The sequence below is a fragment of the Isoptericola cucumis genome, assembly GCF_014635665.1.
Lineage (GTDB): Bacteria > Actinomycetota > Actinomycetes > Actinomycetales > Cellulomonadaceae > Isoptericola > Isoptericola cucumis.
The window spans coordinates 241,823-257,011 of the sequence record NZ_BMDG01000006.1 but is presented as its reverse complement, the minus strand read 5'-3'; the positions used below and the strand labels follow the sequence as shown (position 1 = coordinate 257,011).

Here is a 15,189-nt window from a genome sequence, read left to right as displayed (position 1 = left end):
CGACCGGGCGGGGTGCGACCGGGCGGGGCGCGACCGGGCGGCCGACCGGGGAGGGGGCGGTCAGCCGGCGCGGGCGGACGACGTCGCGGCGACCGTGAACCCGCCGCCGAACGCGTCCGTGAACCACCGCACCAGGGGCGGGTGCGACGTCGCCTGCACGCCCACCCGGGCGGTGCGGCCGTCCGGTGACGACGCCTCGACGAGGCGCAGGCCGTCGAGGCCCGCCGCACCCTCGGGGTGCGCGGCCAGGTAGTCCAGCGCGGACCGCTCCACGTCCGCGTCGGTGAGCGTGAGCACCGCCGTGCCGTCCGGGGCACGGGCCTCGCCCGCGTAGAAGCGTTCGGGCGGCATCGCGTCCGCGGCGTCGGCCGCCACCGCGTCGGCGAGGTCGTACAGCTGCTTGCGGTCCAGGTGCACCGCCGTGGCCGACGCCACCATCGCCACGATCATCAGCGCCACGGCGACCATGCCCGCCGTGAGCAGCATGATCCGGCCCTCCTCGCGGGCCTCGCCCGCTCCCCTGCCGGTCACGGCCGCACCTGCCCGTACTCGTCCACCGTGGCGACCTGTGTCGCCTCGACGGGGATCTCCAGCGGCACCCAGTCGCGCAGGCCGGTCGGCACGAACGGCAGGCCTACCGCCACGCGGACCCGCACGCCCACGGTCGCTCCCGGCGTCAGGCACGGGTCGGCCGAGCAGTCGAGCGTCAGCGCCTCGGCGACCGCCACGTCGTCGAAGCCCTGGTCGGCCAGGGCGATGCCCGCCGCGGCCTGCGCCCGGGCGACCCCCTCGGACGACGAGTCGGCCGTCACCATCGCCCGGCCCGCCTCGCGCGCCGCGCCCTGCACGGCGAACGTCCCCGCCTGGAGCTGCGCGAGCGTCAGCACGAGGTACACCAGCGGCACCAGCAGCAGCACCGCCGTGCCGAGGAACTCGACCAGCGCCGCGCCGGCCTCGGGATCGGCCGGCCCGGTGTCGCGCGGCTCGCCCCCGCCGCCGGTCGCCGGCGCCGGGGCGGTCATCCCTCCTCCAGCGCGTGCCCCTGGAGCGTCAGCACGCCGGACGGACCGAGCAGCCCCACCACCGGGAGCGGCACCCGCGCCGTGACCTCGATGACGTCCAGGCCGGCGTCGGTCGTCCGCCGCACGGACACGTCGCCGGCGTACCGGCTGCCGAGCGAGGAGGCCAACAGCTCCTGCGTGCGTGCCGCCCCGCTGGCCAGGTCGCGGTCGGCGCGCGCCGCGATCCGCGCCCCCTCCGCGGCGGCGTCGATCGTCAGGGCACGCACGTGCATGGCGAGCGCCACCTGCACGACGCCCAGGAACAGCGCGAGCACCAGCGCGGAGACCATGACGAACTCCGCGACCGCCGAACCCGACTCGTCGTCCGCGGGCCCGGCCGGACGCGCCCGGGCGCACGACGTCGAGGCCGTCACCGGTCCGACCCGTCGACCGGCGACGCCCAGCCGGGGCGCGGCACCAGGCAGAACGGGTGGCCCGCCGGGTCGGCGTAGACGTCACCGGCGCCGGCGCCGGCGCCGGGGGGCGTGGTCGTCAGACGGCGTGCCCCCAGCTCCAGGACCTGGGCGTGGGCGGCGGCGACGTCGTCGACCATGACGTCCAGGTGCAGCTGTTGCGGTCGCGCGGGGTCGCCCCAGACGGGCGGCCGATGGTCGGGCGCGCGCTGGAACGCCAGCCCCGAGTGCTCGCCGTCCGGCGCGACCACCACGAAGTCGTCGCTGCGGAAGCTGATCGGCGTGCCGAGCACCTCCGACCAGAACGACGCGAGCGCGAGGGGGTCCGGGCAGTCGACGACCGTGTGGTGCAGCCGGCCGATCATCGTTCCTCCTTCGACGTCGGCGCCCCGCGGGTCCGCCGGACGAGGGAGACCGCCGCGCCGCCGACGGCTCGGCTCAGCGGCCCGTGACGCTCGAGATCGCCTGGGTGAACGCGTCCTCGAGCAGCGGGCCGGCGATGGCCCACAGGGCGACGACGAGCCCCGCGGTCATCAACGTCACCAGCACCCGGCCGGGGACGTCGCCGCGCTCCGGGTCGTCGGACGCGGGGAGGTCGGCACGCGGCGTCGGGGTGGCCCGGGCCGGGGTCTCGTCGTGCTGCATGGTCGTTCCTTTCACGTGGTGCCGCGGTGGTGCGGCGGAGCGGTCGGCCGGCGGGGCGCTGGAGCACGGGGCTCACAACCCGATCCGCAGGGTGGCCAGGGAGGGGAAGACGGCGAAGACGACGGTGATCGGCAGGATGAGGAAGACGACGGGCACGAGCATGGCGACCTCCTTCTTGCCGCCGGCCTCCATGAGCGCCCGGCGGCCGGACTCGCGCACGTCCTGGGCCTGCGCGCGCAGCACCTCCGCCAGCGGGGTGCCCCGCTCGAGGGCGACGGCGACGCCCTCGGCGAAGCGCGTCAGCGACGGCAGCCCGGTGCGGTCGGCCATGGTGGTGAGCGCGGCGGCGATGGGGGTGCCCGCCCGCACGTCCGCGAGCATCGCGGAGATCTCGCCGGACAGCTCACCCCGCGCGGTGGCGGCGACCCGCTCGAGCGCGGGCACGGGGCCCTCGCCCGCGGTGACGGCCAGCGCCAGCAGCTCGGCGATCGTGGGGAACTCCGCGAGCATCCGCTCCTCGCGGCGGGCCACGGCCCGACTCAGCTGCTGGTCGCAGAGCACGAACCCGCCCCCTCCGCACAGGAGCACCAGGGCCACCAGCGGGACCGGCGACGAGCCGCGGGTCGCGGCCAGCAGCAGCGCCAGCGCGAGGCCCGCGGCGAGACCGAGCGCGGTCCACACCACCTGCCGGGCACGGAACGACTCGACGCTCTGGCCCAGCCCCGCCCGGTCGAGCCGGCGCCGGAGCTCGGCCCGCGGCGAGCCGAGGCGCTCGAACCAGTGCGCGGCGTCGGCGACCCAGGGGGCGAGCAGGCGCTCCACCACCCCGAACGGCGTGCGCACCTCCTGCTCGCGCAGCAGGCTCGACGTCGCGTCCCGCGGCCGCAGGGACGGGCCCAGCCGCTGGTCGAGCGTGATCCGCCGCGCGCGCAGCCGCGAGATCACGAGCAGCACGCCGAGACCGCCCAGGAGGCCGATCAGCGCGCCCGGCACGGAGACCCACGCGGCGAGCCAGGCCCCCGTCATCGCAGCACCCGCCCTTCCTCGGGCAGCCGCCCGATGCGCATCATCAGCCGGTAGGCGACCAGCGACGTCGCGGCACCCGCGGCCAGGACCGCGACACCGGCGCCGGAGTCGTACGCCCGCGCGGTCTCGGGACGCGTGGCCAGGAAGGCCAGGACCACCCACGGCCCGGCGGCGGCGAGCCGCGCACCGTTGACGGTCCAGGACTGCCGCGCCTCCAGCTCGCCGCGGGTGCGGGCGTCCTCGCGCAGGAACGACGAGAGGGTGCGCAGCAGCCGCCCCAGGTCGGTGCCGCCCACCTCCCGGGTGAGCCGCAGCGCCTCGATGATGCGGTCGGCCACCGGGTCGGCCAGCCGTGCCTTGAGCAGGTCCAGGCACTCGCCGAAGCGACCTGTCGCCCGGTAGTCGGCGGCGAACCGGGCGAACGGCTCGCGCAGCTCGACGGGGCCCCGCTCGGCGAGCTGCGCGACCGCCTCGGGCAGCGACAGCCCCGCGCGCACACCGGACGCCAGGTGGTCCACGACCTCCGGCCAGACCTCCCGCAGGTCCCGCCGGCGCTTGCGCGCCCGGGCGCGGACCAGCACCTCGGGGGCGAGGGCGGCCATGACGCCGAAGCAGAGGGCGATCGCCGGCGAGCGCGTCACGGCGATCCCGGCCAGGAGGACGGCCAGCCCCGCGGCCGCGCTGAACCACCACAGCGCCCGAGGCGTCACGGACGGCGCCCCGGCCTGGACCAGGAGGTCCTGGACGACCGCGCTGCGCCGCCCCCGGCCGGCACGCCGCGGCGCGGGCTCCCAGCACGACAGCCACATGCACAGCAGGCCCGACCCGAGCAACAGGCCGACGACCACACCCATCAGCGCGTACCCACGAGCAGCGCCCGCACGTCGACGCCGGCGCGGGCGAAGCGCTCCTCGCCGGGCGGGAACCCGTCGCCCCGCACGAGGTCGCCGCCGGTACCGTCACGCGCGTCGGCCGGCCGGCGGTGGAACAGGCCCGCGGTCTCGACGCGGTCGCCCTCGACCCGGCCGGTGACCGCGACGATCTCGCGCACCTGGCGCGCGCCGTCGGCCGCGACGTCGAGGTGGACGACGACGTCGATCGCGGAGGCCACGGTGGGCACGACGAACCGGTCCGACACGTTCTCGCCCGCGAGCAGCGGCAGCGTGCACATCTTGGTGACCGCCTCGCGCGCAGAGTTGGCGTGCACGGTGCACATCCCGGGGATGCCGGCGTTGAGGGCGACGAGCATGTCGAAGCTCTCGGCCTCGCGCACCTCGCCGATGACGATCCGGTCGGGTCGCATCCGCAGCGCCTCCTTGACCAGCCGTCGCAGGGGGATCTCGCCCGTGCCCTCGAGGCTCGGCTGCCGGCACTGCATCGCGACGTGGTCGCGTGCCGCGAGCCGGACCTCGAAGACCTCCTCGCAGGAGATCACCCGCTGCCCGACCGGGATCGACCCCGCCAGCGCGTTGAGCATGGTGGTCTTGCCGGCCTGCGTCGCGCCGGAGACGAGGACGTTGAGGCCCGCGCGCACCGCCGCGTCGAGGAACGCCGCCGCGTGCGGCGTGAGCGACCCGAGGCGCACCAGGTGGTCGAGGTGGCTCGCGCGCACGAGGTGCTTGCGGATGTTGACGGCGAAGTGCCGGCGGGTGATGTCGGGGATGACGACGTGCAGCCGCTCGCCGCCGGGCAACGAGGCGTCCACGAAGGGCGAGCTCAGGTCGAGGCGACGGCCGCTGGCCTTGAGCATGCGCTCGACGAGGTCGCTCACCTGCGCGTCGGTGAGGATCGTGGTGGTGAGCTCGGGCACCCCGCGGCGTGCCACGAAGACCTGCGCCGGGCTGTTGATCCAGACCTCCTCGACCTCCGGGTCGTCGAGGTACTTCTGCAGCGGCCCCAGCCCTCCGAGCGCGTCGGCCACCGAGCGCGCGGTGTCGGCGGGGTCGGCCAGCGCCGGCACGACGCCGAGCGTGGCACGCTCGCCGTAGTCGGCGACGGCCTCGGCGACGAGCCGTTCGAGGCCCGCGCGGTCGCGCACGGGGTCGATGGCCCGGCGGCGCACGAGCTCGCGCACCTCCTGCTCGAGGATGGCGGTGGCGTCGCGGGACGCCAACGTCTCGATCGGCACTGATCTTCCTCTCGTCCTGCCACCACGGCGTTCGCCCGAGGCGCGCCCCAGAGTAGGCGACCGGGGCAACGTCACGGCGCCACCCTGTGGACAACCTCGGCCCGGACCTGGCGGCACCCCCACCGGCCCTGGACGAAACCCCCAGGTCGTCACGCTCGCGCCGGCGCGCCGTCCCCCGGCGGGACGGCCCGCGACCCCGTCCGCGCTGTGACGCACCTCACACGACGACGGACGCCAGGAAGTCCCGCACCAGTCGCGTCGTCTCGTCCGGCTGGTCGTAGGTGACGATGTGCCCGGCGTCGCGGAGCGTGACCAGGCGCGAGCCCGGGGCCGCCGCGGCGGCCGCCGCCAGCTCCGCGTGGCCCACCAGCGGGTCACCGTCGCCGCGGACCCACAGCGTCGGCACCCGCAGCCCGGGCAGGTCGGGGATGCGGTCCACGGCCATGGCGAACGGCCCGTAGGCGCGCACCATCCAGTCGTCGAGGGCGGGCTCGCCGTGGGCGGCCTTGGCCCGTGCCTCCTCGACCACCACCGCGACGATCTCCTCGAGGTCGAGCGCGCGCTCCCCCGCGACAAGGTTGTCGACCAGCGACCGGCGCACGAGCGCGGGCCGCCGGGCCAGGTAGCGGCTCGTGAGCCGCAGGAGGCCAGGGGTGCGCAGCAGCAGCCAGGTGAGCAGCTGGGCCTTGCGCCGCGCGCCGATGCCGCCGGGCCCGACGGCGACGACGGCGTCCACGCGCTCGGGGTGGTCCAGGGCGTACCCCAGCGAGACCCCCGCGCCCAGCGACAGGCCCACCAACGACACGCGCTCCAGACCGAGGGCGTCGAGCAGCTCACCGAGGAACCGGCGGTAGAACGCGTCGTCGAGGAGTCCTCGCCACGGCCGGCTCCCGCCGTGGCGGGGCAGGTCGACCACGTGCACCTGGTGGTCGACGGCGAGCGCCGGGGCGACGCGCCGCCACACCCCCTGGGCGGTGTCCAGCATGCCGCCGTGCAGCAGCAGCACGGGCGGCCCGGTGTCCCCCGCGCGGTACGTCCGCACCGGACCGCCGGACACCGTGAGGTCGGTCCAGGTGTCGAAGACGTCGGTCATGCGGGCTCCTCGGGATGGTCGGCGAGCTGGTGGTCGAGGCGGGCGAGCAGGTCGAGCTGCGCGGCGCGCGCGGCGGCCGGGTCGGCGGGGCGGCCGGTCGCCAGCCCGCGGCCGACGAGGCCGGCGAACAGGTCGACCGCCGCGCGCAGCTGGTCGTCCGTGGTGGTGCCGAGGATGCCGGGGGCGTGCACGAGGCCGACGGTGAAGACGGCGAGCATCCGCACGACGGTCTCGCGCGGCACCGCGGCGTCGAGGACGCCCGCGTCCTGCAGCCGCCCGACGTACTCGCCGAGCCACTCGGACCGGCGCAGGTAGCGGTCCTCGCCCGAGGCGGCGACGTGCCGGACGTGATCGCCCAGCACGCCCTCGTCGCCGAGGTACAGCGCGCGGGCGAGCGGGTCGGCGAGCAGCGCCTCGACCCCGAACCGGTAGACCGCGGGGAGGTCGACGAGGTCCGGGGCGGCGAGCACACGCCGGTGCACGTCGGCCGTCAGGGCGCGCATGCTGCGCTGCAGGGTGGCCGCGAGGATCGCGTCCTTGCCGGGGAGCTCGAGGTAGACGGCACCCTTGCCGATCCCCGCGCGGGCGGCGACGTCGGCGACCGTCGTGCGCGGCCAGCCCTGCTCCAGGATCAGCTCGCGCGCCGCGTCGAGGATGCGGCCCCGGCGGTCCGGGACGAGCGGTCGTGGCACGGCGACCCCTTAGTGACTGGAAATTGATTCTCGGTCACTACGACCCTACTCCATCCGCCGGGCAGCGCCGCGTCGGGCTAGGGTCGACGACCATGCCGACCTCGCCCACCTCTCCCCCGACCGGCCGCTGGCTCGACGTCGCGCGCGCCACCGGCCTGCTCTCCGACGACGGCGCCGTCGCGCAGACGATCTTCGCCGAGATGACGGTGCTCGCGAACCGCACGGGGGCGATCAACCTCGGCCAGGGATTCCCCGACGTCGACGGCCCCGGCGCCATCAAGGAGGCGGCGAAGGCCGCCATCGACGCCGGTCGCAACCAGTACGCGCCGGGCGACGGCGTCCCCGAGCTGCGCCGCGCCGTCGCGGACCATCAGCGCCGCCGCTACGGCCTCGACGTCGACCCGGACACCGAGGTGCTCGTGACGACCGGCGCGACCGAGGCCCTCACGGCGTCGATCCTCGCCCTCGCCGGTCCGGGGGACGAGGTCGTGACGCTCGAGCCGTTCTACGACTCGCACGCCGCGGCGATCGCCATGGCCGGCGCGACGCACGTCCCGGTGCCCCTCACCGCCGAGGGCCTGCGGCTCGACGCGGCCGCCCTGCGCGCCGCCGTCTCGCCGCGCACCCGGATGATCGTCGTCAACACCCCGCACAACCCCACCGGGACGGTGCTGACCCGCGCCGAGCTGGAGCAGGTCGCCGCCGTCGCGCGCGAGGCGGACGCGGTCGTGCTCACCGACGAGGTCTACGAGCACCTGGTCTACGACGACGCCGTGCACGTGCCCCTCGCGACGCTGCCCGGCATGGCAGGCCGGACGCTCACCGTGTCCTCCAGCGGCAAGACGTTCAGCCTCACCGGCTGGAAGGTCGGCTGGGTGCACGGTCCGGCGCCGCTGATCACGGCCGTGCGCACGGTCAAGCAGTTCCTCTCCTACAGCTCGGGCGCGCCGTTCCAGCCGGCGATCGCCGGCGCCCTGGCGGACGAGGAGACCCCCCGCGCCCTGGCCGCCTCCCTCGCGTCGCGCCGCGACCTGCTGTGCGACGGGCTGGAGGCCGCCGGCTTCGACGTCGTGCGACCGCAGGGCACGTACTTCGTCATCGCCGACGGGGCCCCGCTCGGCTTCGACGACGGGCACGAGCTGTGCCGGCGGCTGCCCGACCTCGCCGGCGTCGTCGGCGTGCCCGTCTCGGCGTTCTGCCGCGCGGGCTCCACCGCGGCGGAGTCGATGCGCTCGCGCGTGCGGTTCACGTTCGTCAAGCGCCAGGACGTGCTGGCGGACGCCGTCGGCCGGCTCGCGCGCCTCACGTCGTAGGCCGCGCGGTAGTGCCGCCCGTCCCGCAGTAGTGCCCTGCGGGCACGACCGGAGCACGGCAGGCACTACCAGGTGGGCAGCACCAGGCTCACCGCGACGACGAGCATGATCCCGGCGACGACGCCGTCGACGACGCGCCACGCCCCCGGCCGCGCGAGCACCGGGGCCAGGAGGCGGGCCCCGTAGCCGAGCCCGAGGAACCACAGCACGCTCGAGACCGCCGCCCCGGCGGTGAACACCCAGCGCAGGTCGCCGTGCGAGGCGGCGAGCGAGCCCTGCAGGACGATCGTGTCCAGATAGACGTGCGGGTTGAGCCACGTGAGGGCGAGGGCGGTCAGCAGCACGGGCCGCAGCCGCCGCCCGGCGTCGGGCACCGCCCCGGAGGCCGCCGCCTCCAGGCCCGCCTCGTCCCCGCGCCACGCCCGCCGTGCGGCCAGCGCGCCGTACCCGAGCACGACGGCGGCGCCCGCCCACCGCGCGACCTCGACCACGGCCGGGTGGCTCACGACGAGGGCGCCGAGGCCCGCCGTCCCCGCGGCGTACAGCAGCAGGTCGGACACCACGCACACCGCGACGACCGCCCCCAGGTGCTCGCGTCGGACGCCCTGGCGCAGCACGAACGCGTTCTGGGCGCCGATGGCGACGATGAGGGACAGGCCGAAGCCGAGGCCGGTGAGGAAGGTGAGCACGTCCCGACGCTAGGTCGGGCGTCGTGTGAAGTCCATCTACATCTTCTTCAGTTGATGAAGCATCACTTCATCTATGCTCGTCTGATGCGATGGGACTCCCGCCAGCTCGAGGCGCTCGCCGCCGTGGTCACCGAGGGCTCGTTCGAGGCCGCGGCCCGCGCCCTGCACGTGACGCCCTCCGCCCTGAGCCAGCGGGTGCGCGCGCTGGAGGGCGCGGCCGGGACGGTCCTGGTGCGGCGCACCCGGCCGGTCGGCCCGACCGAGCCGGGCCGGACCCTGCTGCGGCTCGCCCGCCAGGTCGAGCTGCTCGACGCGGAGGCGAGCCGGGAGCTGGGCGGCGAGGCAGGCGGGCCGGGCACCACGCCCGGAACCACAGACGGAACCGCAGCAGGTACCGACGCCGCCCCGGTGACAGTCCCGCTCGCGGTCAACGCGGACTCGCTCGCCACCTGGCTGATGCCGGCGCTCGGCCGGCTCGACGGCGTGTGCGTGGACCTGCACGTGGCCGACCAGGACCGCACCGTCGACCTGCTTCCGGCGGGCGTCGTCATGGTCGCCGTCACGTCCCAGCGCGCCCCCGTGCAGGGCTGCGTCTCGCGCCCGCTCGGTGTGATGCGCTACCGCGCGGCAGCGAGCCGCGCGTTCGCCGAGCGGTGGTTCCCCGACGGCCCGACGACGGCGGTCCTCGGCCGGGCCCCGATGGTCGTCTTCGACCGGTCGGACGGGCTGCAGGACACCTGGCTGCGCGAGCGCGCGGCGGCCGCCGGCGAGCCCGTGCCCGCGCCGCCGCGGCACCACGTGCCGAGCACGTCCGACTTCCTGGAGGCGATCCGGCTCGGGCTCGGCTGGGGCATGTGGGGTCCGCTGCCGGGCCCCGGGGCGTCGTTCCCCCTGGTGGACGAGCGCGCGCAGGAGATCGTCCCGCTCGACGACGCGACCCTCGACGTGCCGATGTACCTGCAGCAGTGGAAGCTGCGCTCGACCACGCTCGACCACGTCACCGAGGCGCTACTGGCGGAGGCACGGCGGTCCCTGGGCCGGCCCTGAGCAGCCGGGTCGTCAGGCGCAGACGCCGGGCAGCAGCGTCGCGCTCGGCGACGGGTCCGGCTTCTCCTTCGGCGGCTCCTCGCCCTCCTTGCCGCCGCGGGTGCCGCCGTCGGCACCGTCGACCCCGCCGTCGTCCCCGGGTTCGACCGCGCCCGGCGAGACGACGTCGTCGTCGACCGCGGTGGCGCCGGACGTCTTCGGGGAGCCGTCGCCCTTGGCCGGCTCCGTGCCCGGGGGCGGCTCGTCGGCCCTGATCCGCTCCCAGATCGCGTCGGCCTCCGACGTCCACACGACGCGGTTGGGGTCGCTCGGCGCCGCGGCGACGGGCACCGACGTGAACACGATCTGCGCGGGGTCGATGTCCCGGATGCTCCAGGCGAGGCCGGCGAGCGCCGTGGGGCTCGCGAGGTCGGGGCTGGTCGAGATGGCGCCGAGGATCTCGCGCACCATGCGGTACAGCCGCGGCGAGTCGGTGATGACGTTCTGGGAGAGGATCTCGCGCATCGTCGCGTCGAAGAAAGCCTGCTGGCGCTCGATCCGCTTGAGGTCGCTGCCGACCTCGAGCCCCATGCCCTCGCCCTTGCGGGCGCGCAGGAAGTTGATCGCGGTGTACCCGTCGAGCCGCTGCTCGCCCTTCGGCAGGTCGAGGTCCACCCGCTCGCCCCGGACCGCCTCCGGCAGGCACATCCGCACACCGCCGATGGCGTCGACGACGCCGATCACCCCGGTCATCTCGACGACGACGTGGTCGGTGACCCGCACGTCGGTGAGGGACTCGACCGTGCGGATGGTGCAGGCAGCGGCACCCGTGACGTCCTTGTCGGGCCCGCCGCCGATGGTGAAGGACGTGTTGAACATGGCGCCCGACTGCGGGGACGTCTCGCCCCCGCCGGGCAGGGGGCACGACGGGACGTCCACGAGCGAGTCGCGCGGGATCGACACCGCCTCGATGCGGCTGCGGTCGCCCGAGACGTGCACGAGCATCGTCGTGTCGGAGTGGAACTCGTCGCCCGCGCCGGCGATCTCGGCGTTCGCCTCGTCGCGGAAGTCCGTGCCCATGACCAGGATGTTCAGCGCCTTGCCGGCGAACGGGTCGCTCGGGTCCTGCTCGGCCCCGACCTCGGGCGGGCGGTCGCCGTCGGCGCCGAGCAGCGCGTCCACGTCGGACACCCCGATCTGCGAGCGCAGGTCGAGGAACGTCGCGATCGCGCCCACGCCGACGAGCACGACGATCCCGGTGGCGACCAGCGCGACGATCCGGAGCGCACCGTGCGAGACGAGACTCGTCGTATGGCGGGGCAGGGTCCGCTGCACACGGCGAGCCTAGGCGCTGAGCAGCGCGTTCGCGCGTGGGGCGCCCGGTTCACCCGCCGGCCGCGCCTGCCGGGACCGGTCCCTGCGGGCGCGGCCGGGGGGTCAGCCTCGCGCGTCGATCGCGGCGACGGCGAGGTCCGGGTGGTCCGAGAACACGCCGTCGATCCCCGTGTCGAGGAACGCGTCGAGCTCGCCGGCCAGGTCCCCGTGGGCCGCCGGGTCGTCCGACGACCGGAGCTCGGCCGGCAGGAACTGGTTCTCGGCCCGGAACGTCCAGGCGTACACGTCCAGCCCGGCGCGGTGCGCGTCGCGGACCACGGAGGTGGGCTCCCCCAGCTCGTCCGCCTCGGTGCGTGGGATCACGACGTTCTTCTCCAGGCTCGCGATGTCGGCGTACCGGGCGACGTCGCGCAGACCGCGCGGCGTGACGAGGTCGGCGTACGTGCGCGGGTCGCCGGCCGCGACCAGGTCGTACGGCGCGCCGCTGGCCGAGACGTTGAGCGCGAGGCGCACGCCGGTCCTCCGGTCGAGCTCGCGCAGGTTCGTGGTCTCGAACGACTGCACCACGACGGGGTCGCGCGGCGAGTCGAGGCCGTTCGCGTCGAGCTGCTCGACGAGGGGTCCGGTGAGCGGGAGGCCGATCGAGTCGAAGTACGTGGGGTGCTTGGTCTCGGGGGCGACCCCGACGGGTTCGCCGTCGCAGGTCTCGGAGTGCCGCGCGAGGTCGAGCACCTCGTCGAGGGTCGGGACCTGGTAGAGGCCGTCGAACGCGGTGTTGCCGGGCCGAACCTCGGGCAGCCGCTCGACCGCGCGCAGGGTGCGCAGCTCGGCGAGCGTGAAGTCCTCGGTGAACCAGCCGGTCACGTCCCGGCCGTCGATCGTCTTGGTCGTCCGGCGGTCGGCGAACTCGGGGTGGTCGGCGACGTCGGTCGTGCCGCCGATCTCGTTCTCGTGCCGGGCGACGAGCACCCCGTCCTTGGTCGGCACGACGTCGGGCTCGATGTAGTCCGCGCACTGCACGATCGCCTGCTCGTAGGCGGCCAGCGTGTGCTCCGGCCGGTGGCCCGACGCGCCACGGTGCCCCACGACGGTGACGCCGTCGTCCGCGGTGCGCCTCTTCTCCAGGTCGACGACGACCATCTCGGTGTCGTCCGGTGTCCCCGGGTTGCGGGCCGCGTTGCCCGGGTAGTTGTTGTCGTTGCCGATCAGGATGCGGCCGTCGCGCAGGCGCAGCACCGTCTCGAACGACTGCACCGGGAGCGCGTACGTGTCGCCGAGCCCGTAGCCCTCCCCCGCGTCGATGCCGCGCGGGTTGTCGACGCGCAGCGCGTCGAGCACGAGCTCCTTGCGCACGAAGCCGTCACGGTCCGTGAGGCTCAGGTCGAACTCGTAGACGCGCTTGGTGACCGAGGCCGGGCCCTCGTGGTCGTCACGCTCGACGACCCAGAAGGAGTCCCGACCGACCGCGAAGGCGTCGCCGATCACGTTGGCCTCCTGGTCGGCCTGGTAGTCCCACGTGCGGCCCGTGTACTCGCCGCGCCGCGTGTCGAACTCGAGGATCTCCCGGCGGCGCTGGTCGTCGTCGCCGGGCAGCGCGCCCTCGAGGACGGGGTAGAGGTATCGGCCGCCCTTCGTGCCCGCCATCGCCTCGAGGCCACGGCTCGCGCGCACCGTCGGTTCCTCGCCGTCGGCGAGGTACGGGTTCTGCGGCGACCTCAGCCCACCCGGCAGCGGGAACGGCTTCTCCAGCAGGGTGCCGTCCGCGTCGAAGTGCAGCAGGAACGGGCCGAACTCGTCGCCGACCCACAGCGTCCCGTCCTTCGCCCGGACCACGGACTCGATGTCCAGGTCGGCGCCCGTGAGCAGGCGGTCGTCGGTGCCGTCGTTCACGATCGGGAAGTCGAGGACGCCGTTCGCGTCGTCGTAGGAGATGTGGTCGAGGACCTCGATCTCGCCCGTGCCACCCGTGCCCTTCCCGCCCGTGCCACCCAGGTCCCAGTCCGGCTCGACCAGGTAGCTGCGCAGCAGGAAGTCGGCCGAGTTGTCCTTGCTGCCGAAGCCGTTGTCCGGCTGCGCCCAGAACGTGCCGTCGCCGTTGTCGATCATGGCGGAGAACCCCGGGACCACCTGGCCGTCCCACGGCCCTTGGCGTCCGTTGGCGGCGCTCGCGTCGGCGCCCGACGGCGGCCCGTCGGCGAGGAAGTCCGCCGACAGCGTCGCCCGGCCCTGGAGCGTCGGCTCCAGGTGCGTGGCGTGGCGTCCGCCCCCGCGTGGGTCGTCGTGCCCGTGACCGCCGGCGACGGCGGTGCCTGCGGTGGTGACCAGGAGGGCCGCGGCGGTTCCGGCCGCGACGATGCTGACGAGCCGTGAGGATCCCATGCGCCGATCCCACCGGGACCCGGCGACGTTCGCAACAACAGGACGTGACGTCGCGGCGTCGGGCGGATGAACGCCCGCGCGGCCCGAGCGGCGGGCCGGCCCCGGTGGGGCGCGGTCAGTGGGCCAGCTCGACCCAGCCGCCGCGCCGGTAGGCGGGGGTGGCGAGCGCGAGCACCAGGAGGCTGCAGCACAGGGCGCCGAGCATCACCGACGCCATCGCGACGGTGCCGCCGCCGAGGACGCCGACGAGCGGCGAGACCGCGCCGGCGACGCCCGACTGCACGGCGCCGATGACGGCGGCGGCGGTCCCGGCGCGCTCGCCGTGCCGGGAGAGCGCGATGGCCGACGCGTTCGCCGGGATGAGGCCCTGGAACGCCAGCACGACCCACAGCACCGCGAGCAGCCCGATCAGCCCGCCGGCCTCCGTGAGCGCCACGACCAGGAGCCCGACGGCGAACACGCCCTGGATCGCCATGGCCGCGCGCAGGATCCGGATGGGTGCCACCCGCCGCACCAGCGCGGCGTTGACCTGCGCCGACAGCACCAGCCCGAGCCCGTTGAGCGCGAACAGCAGGGAGAACTGCGCGTGGGTCAGCCCGTAGCCCTCCTGGAACACGAAGGGCGACCCGACGACGTAGCTCATGAGCACGGCCTGGCCGAGGCCGGGGATGACGGCGAGCGCCATGAAGCGCCGGTCGCGCAGCAGCACCCGGTACCCGGCGAACACGTGGCCCAGGCCGCCGCCGGTCTGGCGCCGCTCGGCAGGCAGCGTCTCGGGCATGAGCTGCCACACGACGACCGCCATCACGACGCCGGCCAGCGCGAGGACGGCGAAGACCCAGCGCCAGCCCGCGGCGGCGGCGACCGCCGACCCGAACGTCGGCGCCAGCATCGGCGCGACGCCGATGACGAGCATGAGGCGCGACAGGATGCGCGCGGCCTCGGCACCGACGAAGCGGTCGCGCACGACCGCCATCGCCGCCACGCCGCAGGCCGCGTTGAAGAAGCCCTGGAGCAGCCTCAGCCCCACGAGGACGGTCATGTTCGGCGCGAACGCGCACAGCAGCGAGGTGAGGATGTGCAGGCCCAGGCCCCACAGCAAGGGGGCGCGGCGGCCGAAGCGGTCGGAGAGCGGCCCGATGACGAGCTGTCCCATCGCGCCGCCGATGAGCATCACCGAGACGGACAGCTGGGCGAACGACGCCGACGAGCCGAGGTCGGCCGCGACCTCGGGCAGCGACGGCAGGTACATGTCGACGGTGAAGGCCGGCAGCGCGGCCAGCGCCCCGAGCATGAGCACCCAGCGGTACGGCGACCGGGCGCGCACGGGTGTCGGGGCGGGATGGTCGGGCATGACCCCCATGCTATCGAAACGATACGACGACGGCA

16 protein-coding genes are annotated in these 15,189 nt (G+C 75.2%); 2 read left to right on the top strand and 14 right to left on the bottom strand.

From position 1 onward, the window contains the following. Positions 1-60: 60 nt before the first annotated feature. The 10 genes from IEW03_RS10955 to IEW03_RS10910 all read right to left on the bottom strand — a co-directional run bounded on the left by IEW03_RS10955 (position 61) and on the right by IEW03_RS10910 (position 7,058). Positions 61-531 (bottom strand): hypothetical protein, encoded by a 471-nt coding sequence (locus IEW03_RS10955; RefSeq protein ID WP_188523713.1) that lies wholly within the window; start codon positions 529-531, stop codon positions 61-63. Then, entirely contained in the window at positions 528-1,022 is a 495-nt protein-coding gene (locus IEW03_RS10950) for a pilus assembly protein (RefSeq protein ID WP_188523712.1), read from the bottom strand. The genes IEW03_RS10955 and IEW03_RS10950 overlap by 4 nt, the downstream gene beginning before the upstream one ends. Continuing rightward, entirely contained in the window at positions 1,019-1,435 is a 417-nt protein-coding gene (locus IEW03_RS10945) for a TadE family protein (RefSeq protein ID WP_268236090.1), read from the bottom strand. Before IEW03_RS10945 ends, IEW03_RS10950 begins: the two co-directional genes overlap by 4 nt. Next, complete coding sequence (locus tag IEW03_RS10940; RefSeq protein ID WP_188523711.1) at positions 1,432-1,839, bottom strand: VOC family protein; 408 nt, start codon at positions 1,837-1,839, stop codon at positions 1,432-1,434. Before IEW03_RS10940 ends, IEW03_RS10945 begins: the two co-directional genes overlap by 4 nt. A 73-nt stretch (positions 1,840-1,912) precedes the next feature. Beyond that, positions 1,913-2,119 carry a hypothetical protein gene (locus IEW03_RS10935; protein WP_188523710.1) on the bottom strand — a complete coding sequence of 69 codons (207 nt, stop codon included), beginning with the start codon at positions 2,117-2,119 and terminating at the stop codon, positions 1,913-1,915. Positions 2,120-2,191: 72 nt separating this feature from the next. Next, on the bottom strand, positions 2,192-3,145 hold the full coding sequence (locus IEW03_RS10930; RefSeq protein ID WP_188523709.1) for a type II secretion system F family protein: 954 nt from the start codon (positions 3,143-3,145) through the stop codon (positions 2,192-2,194). Next, positions 3,142-3,999 (bottom strand): type II secretion system F family protein, encoded by an 858-nt coding sequence (locus tag IEW03_RS10925; RefSeq protein ID WP_188523708.1) that lies wholly within the window; start codon positions 3,997-3,999, stop codon positions 3,142-3,144. Before IEW03_RS10925 ends, IEW03_RS10930 begins: the two co-directional genes overlap by 4 nt. Next, a complete protein-coding gene (locus tag IEW03_RS10920) occupies positions 3,999-5,273 on the bottom strand; it encodes a TadA family conjugal transfer-associated ATPase (protein ID WP_188523707.1) in 1,275 nt (424 codons plus the stop codon). The genes IEW03_RS10925 and IEW03_RS10920 overlap by 1 nt, the downstream gene beginning before the upstream one ends. A 217-nt stretch (positions 5,274-5,490) precedes the next feature. Further along, positions 5,491-6,366, bottom strand: a complete 876-nt coding sequence (locus IEW03_RS10915; RefSeq protein ID WP_188523706.1) for an alpha/beta fold hydrolase — start codon at positions 6,364-6,366, stop codon at positions 5,491-5,493. Continuing rightward, complete coding sequence (locus IEW03_RS10910; RefSeq protein WP_188523705.1) at positions 6,363-7,058, bottom strand: TetR/AcrR family transcriptional regulator; 696 nt, start codon at positions 7,056-7,058, stop codon at positions 6,363-6,365. Before IEW03_RS10910 ends, IEW03_RS10915 begins: the two co-directional genes overlap by 4 nt. Positions 7,059-7,150: 92 nt before the next feature. On the opposite strand from IEW03_RS10910, the gene IEW03_RS10905 reads away from it, so the two are divergent. Then, positions 7,151-8,371: a pyridoxal phosphate-dependent aminotransferase gene (locus IEW03_RS10905; RefSeq protein ID WP_188523704.1), complete on the top strand. Its 1,221-nt coding sequence runs from the start codon at positions 7,151-7,153 to the stop codon at positions 8,369-8,371. A 65-nt stretch (positions 8,372-8,436) separates the two neighbouring features. Here IEW03_RS10905 and IEW03_RS10900 read toward each other — a convergent pair whose 3' ends face one another. Continuing rightward, positions 8,437-9,060, bottom strand: coding sequence for a LysE/ArgO family amino acid transporter (locus IEW03_RS10900; protein WP_188523703.1), 624 nt, complete (start codon positions 9,058-9,060; stop codon positions 8,437-8,439). An 84-nt stretch (positions 9,061-9,144) separates the two neighbouring features. Here IEW03_RS10900 and IEW03_RS10895 point away from each other — a divergent pair, with 84 nt between their 5' ends. Next, complete coding sequence (locus tag IEW03_RS10895) at positions 9,145-10,107, top strand: LysR family transcriptional regulator ArgP (protein WP_188523702.1); 963 nt, start codon at positions 9,145-9,147, stop codon at positions 10,105-10,107. Positions 10,108-10,119: 12 nt separating this feature from the next. On the opposite strand, the gene IEW03_RS10890 is transcribed toward IEW03_RS10895, so the two are convergent. The 3 genes from IEW03_RS10890 to IEW03_RS10880 form a co-directional block, all read right to left on the bottom strand. Further along, positions 10,120-11,421, bottom strand: coding sequence for an LCP family protein (locus IEW03_RS10890; protein ID WP_188523701.1), 1,302 nt, complete (start codon positions 11,419-11,421; stop codon positions 10,120-10,122). A gap of 102 nt (positions 11,422-11,523) precedes the next feature. Next, positions 11,524-13,800, bottom strand: a complete 2,277-nt coding sequence (locus tag IEW03_RS10885; protein WP_188523700.1) for an esterase-like activity of phytase family protein — start codon at positions 13,798-13,800, stop codon at positions 11,524-11,526. 115 nt (positions 13,801-13,915) lie between these two features. Further along, positions 13,916-15,154 carry a multidrug effflux MFS transporter gene (locus tag IEW03_RS10880; protein ID WP_188523699.1) on the bottom strand — a complete coding sequence of 413 codons (1,239 nt, stop codon included), beginning with the start codon at positions 15,152-15,154 and terminating at the stop codon, positions 13,916-13,918. Positions 15,155-15,189: the final 35 nt, after the last annotated feature.

What these genes read in the sequence shown, in the direction of transcription:
- IEW03_RS10885 (WP_188523700.1), bottom strand. Translation starts at nt 13,800, where the DNA reads ATGGGATCCTCACGGCTCGTCAGCATCGTCGCGGCCGGAACCGCCGCG.
- IEW03_RS10880 (WP_188523699.1), bottom strand. Translation starts at nt 15,154, where the DNA reads ATGCCCGACCATCCCGCCCCGACACCCGTGCGCGCCCGGTCGCCGTAC.
- IEW03_RS10935 (WP_188523710.1), bottom strand. Translation starts at nt 2,119, where the DNA reads ATGCAGCACGACGAGACCCCGGCCCGGGCCACCCCGACGCCGCGTGCC.
- IEW03_RS10925 (WP_188523708.1), bottom strand. Translation starts at nt 3,999, where the DNA reads ATGGGTGTGGTCGTCGGCCTGTTGCTCGGGTCGGGCCTGCTGTGCATG.
- IEW03_RS10915 (WP_188523706.1), bottom strand. Translation starts at nt 6,366, where the DNA reads ATGACCGACGTCTTCGACACCTGGACCGACCTCACGGTGTCCGGCGGT.
- IEW03_RS10895 (WP_188523702.1), top strand. Translation starts at nt 9,145, where the DNA reads ATGCGATGGGACTCCCGCCAGCTCGAGGCGCTCGCCGCCGTGGTCACC.
- IEW03_RS10930 (WP_188523709.1), bottom strand. Translation starts at nt 3,145, where the DNA reads ATGACGGGGGCCTGGCTCGCCGCGTGGGTCTCCGTGCCGGGCGCGCTG.
- IEW03_RS10905 (WP_188523704.1), top strand. Translation starts at nt 7,151, where the DNA reads ATGCCGACCTCGCCCACCTCTCCCCCGACCGGCCGCTGGCTCGACGTC.
- IEW03_RS10940 (WP_188523711.1), bottom strand. Translation starts at nt 1,839, where the DNA reads ATGATCGGCCGGCTGCACCACACGGTCGTCGACTGCCCGGACCCCCTC.
- IEW03_RS10950 (WP_188523712.1), bottom strand. Translation starts at nt 1,022, where the DNA reads ATGACCGCCCCGGCGCCGGCGACCGGCGGCGGGGGCGAGCCGCGCGAC.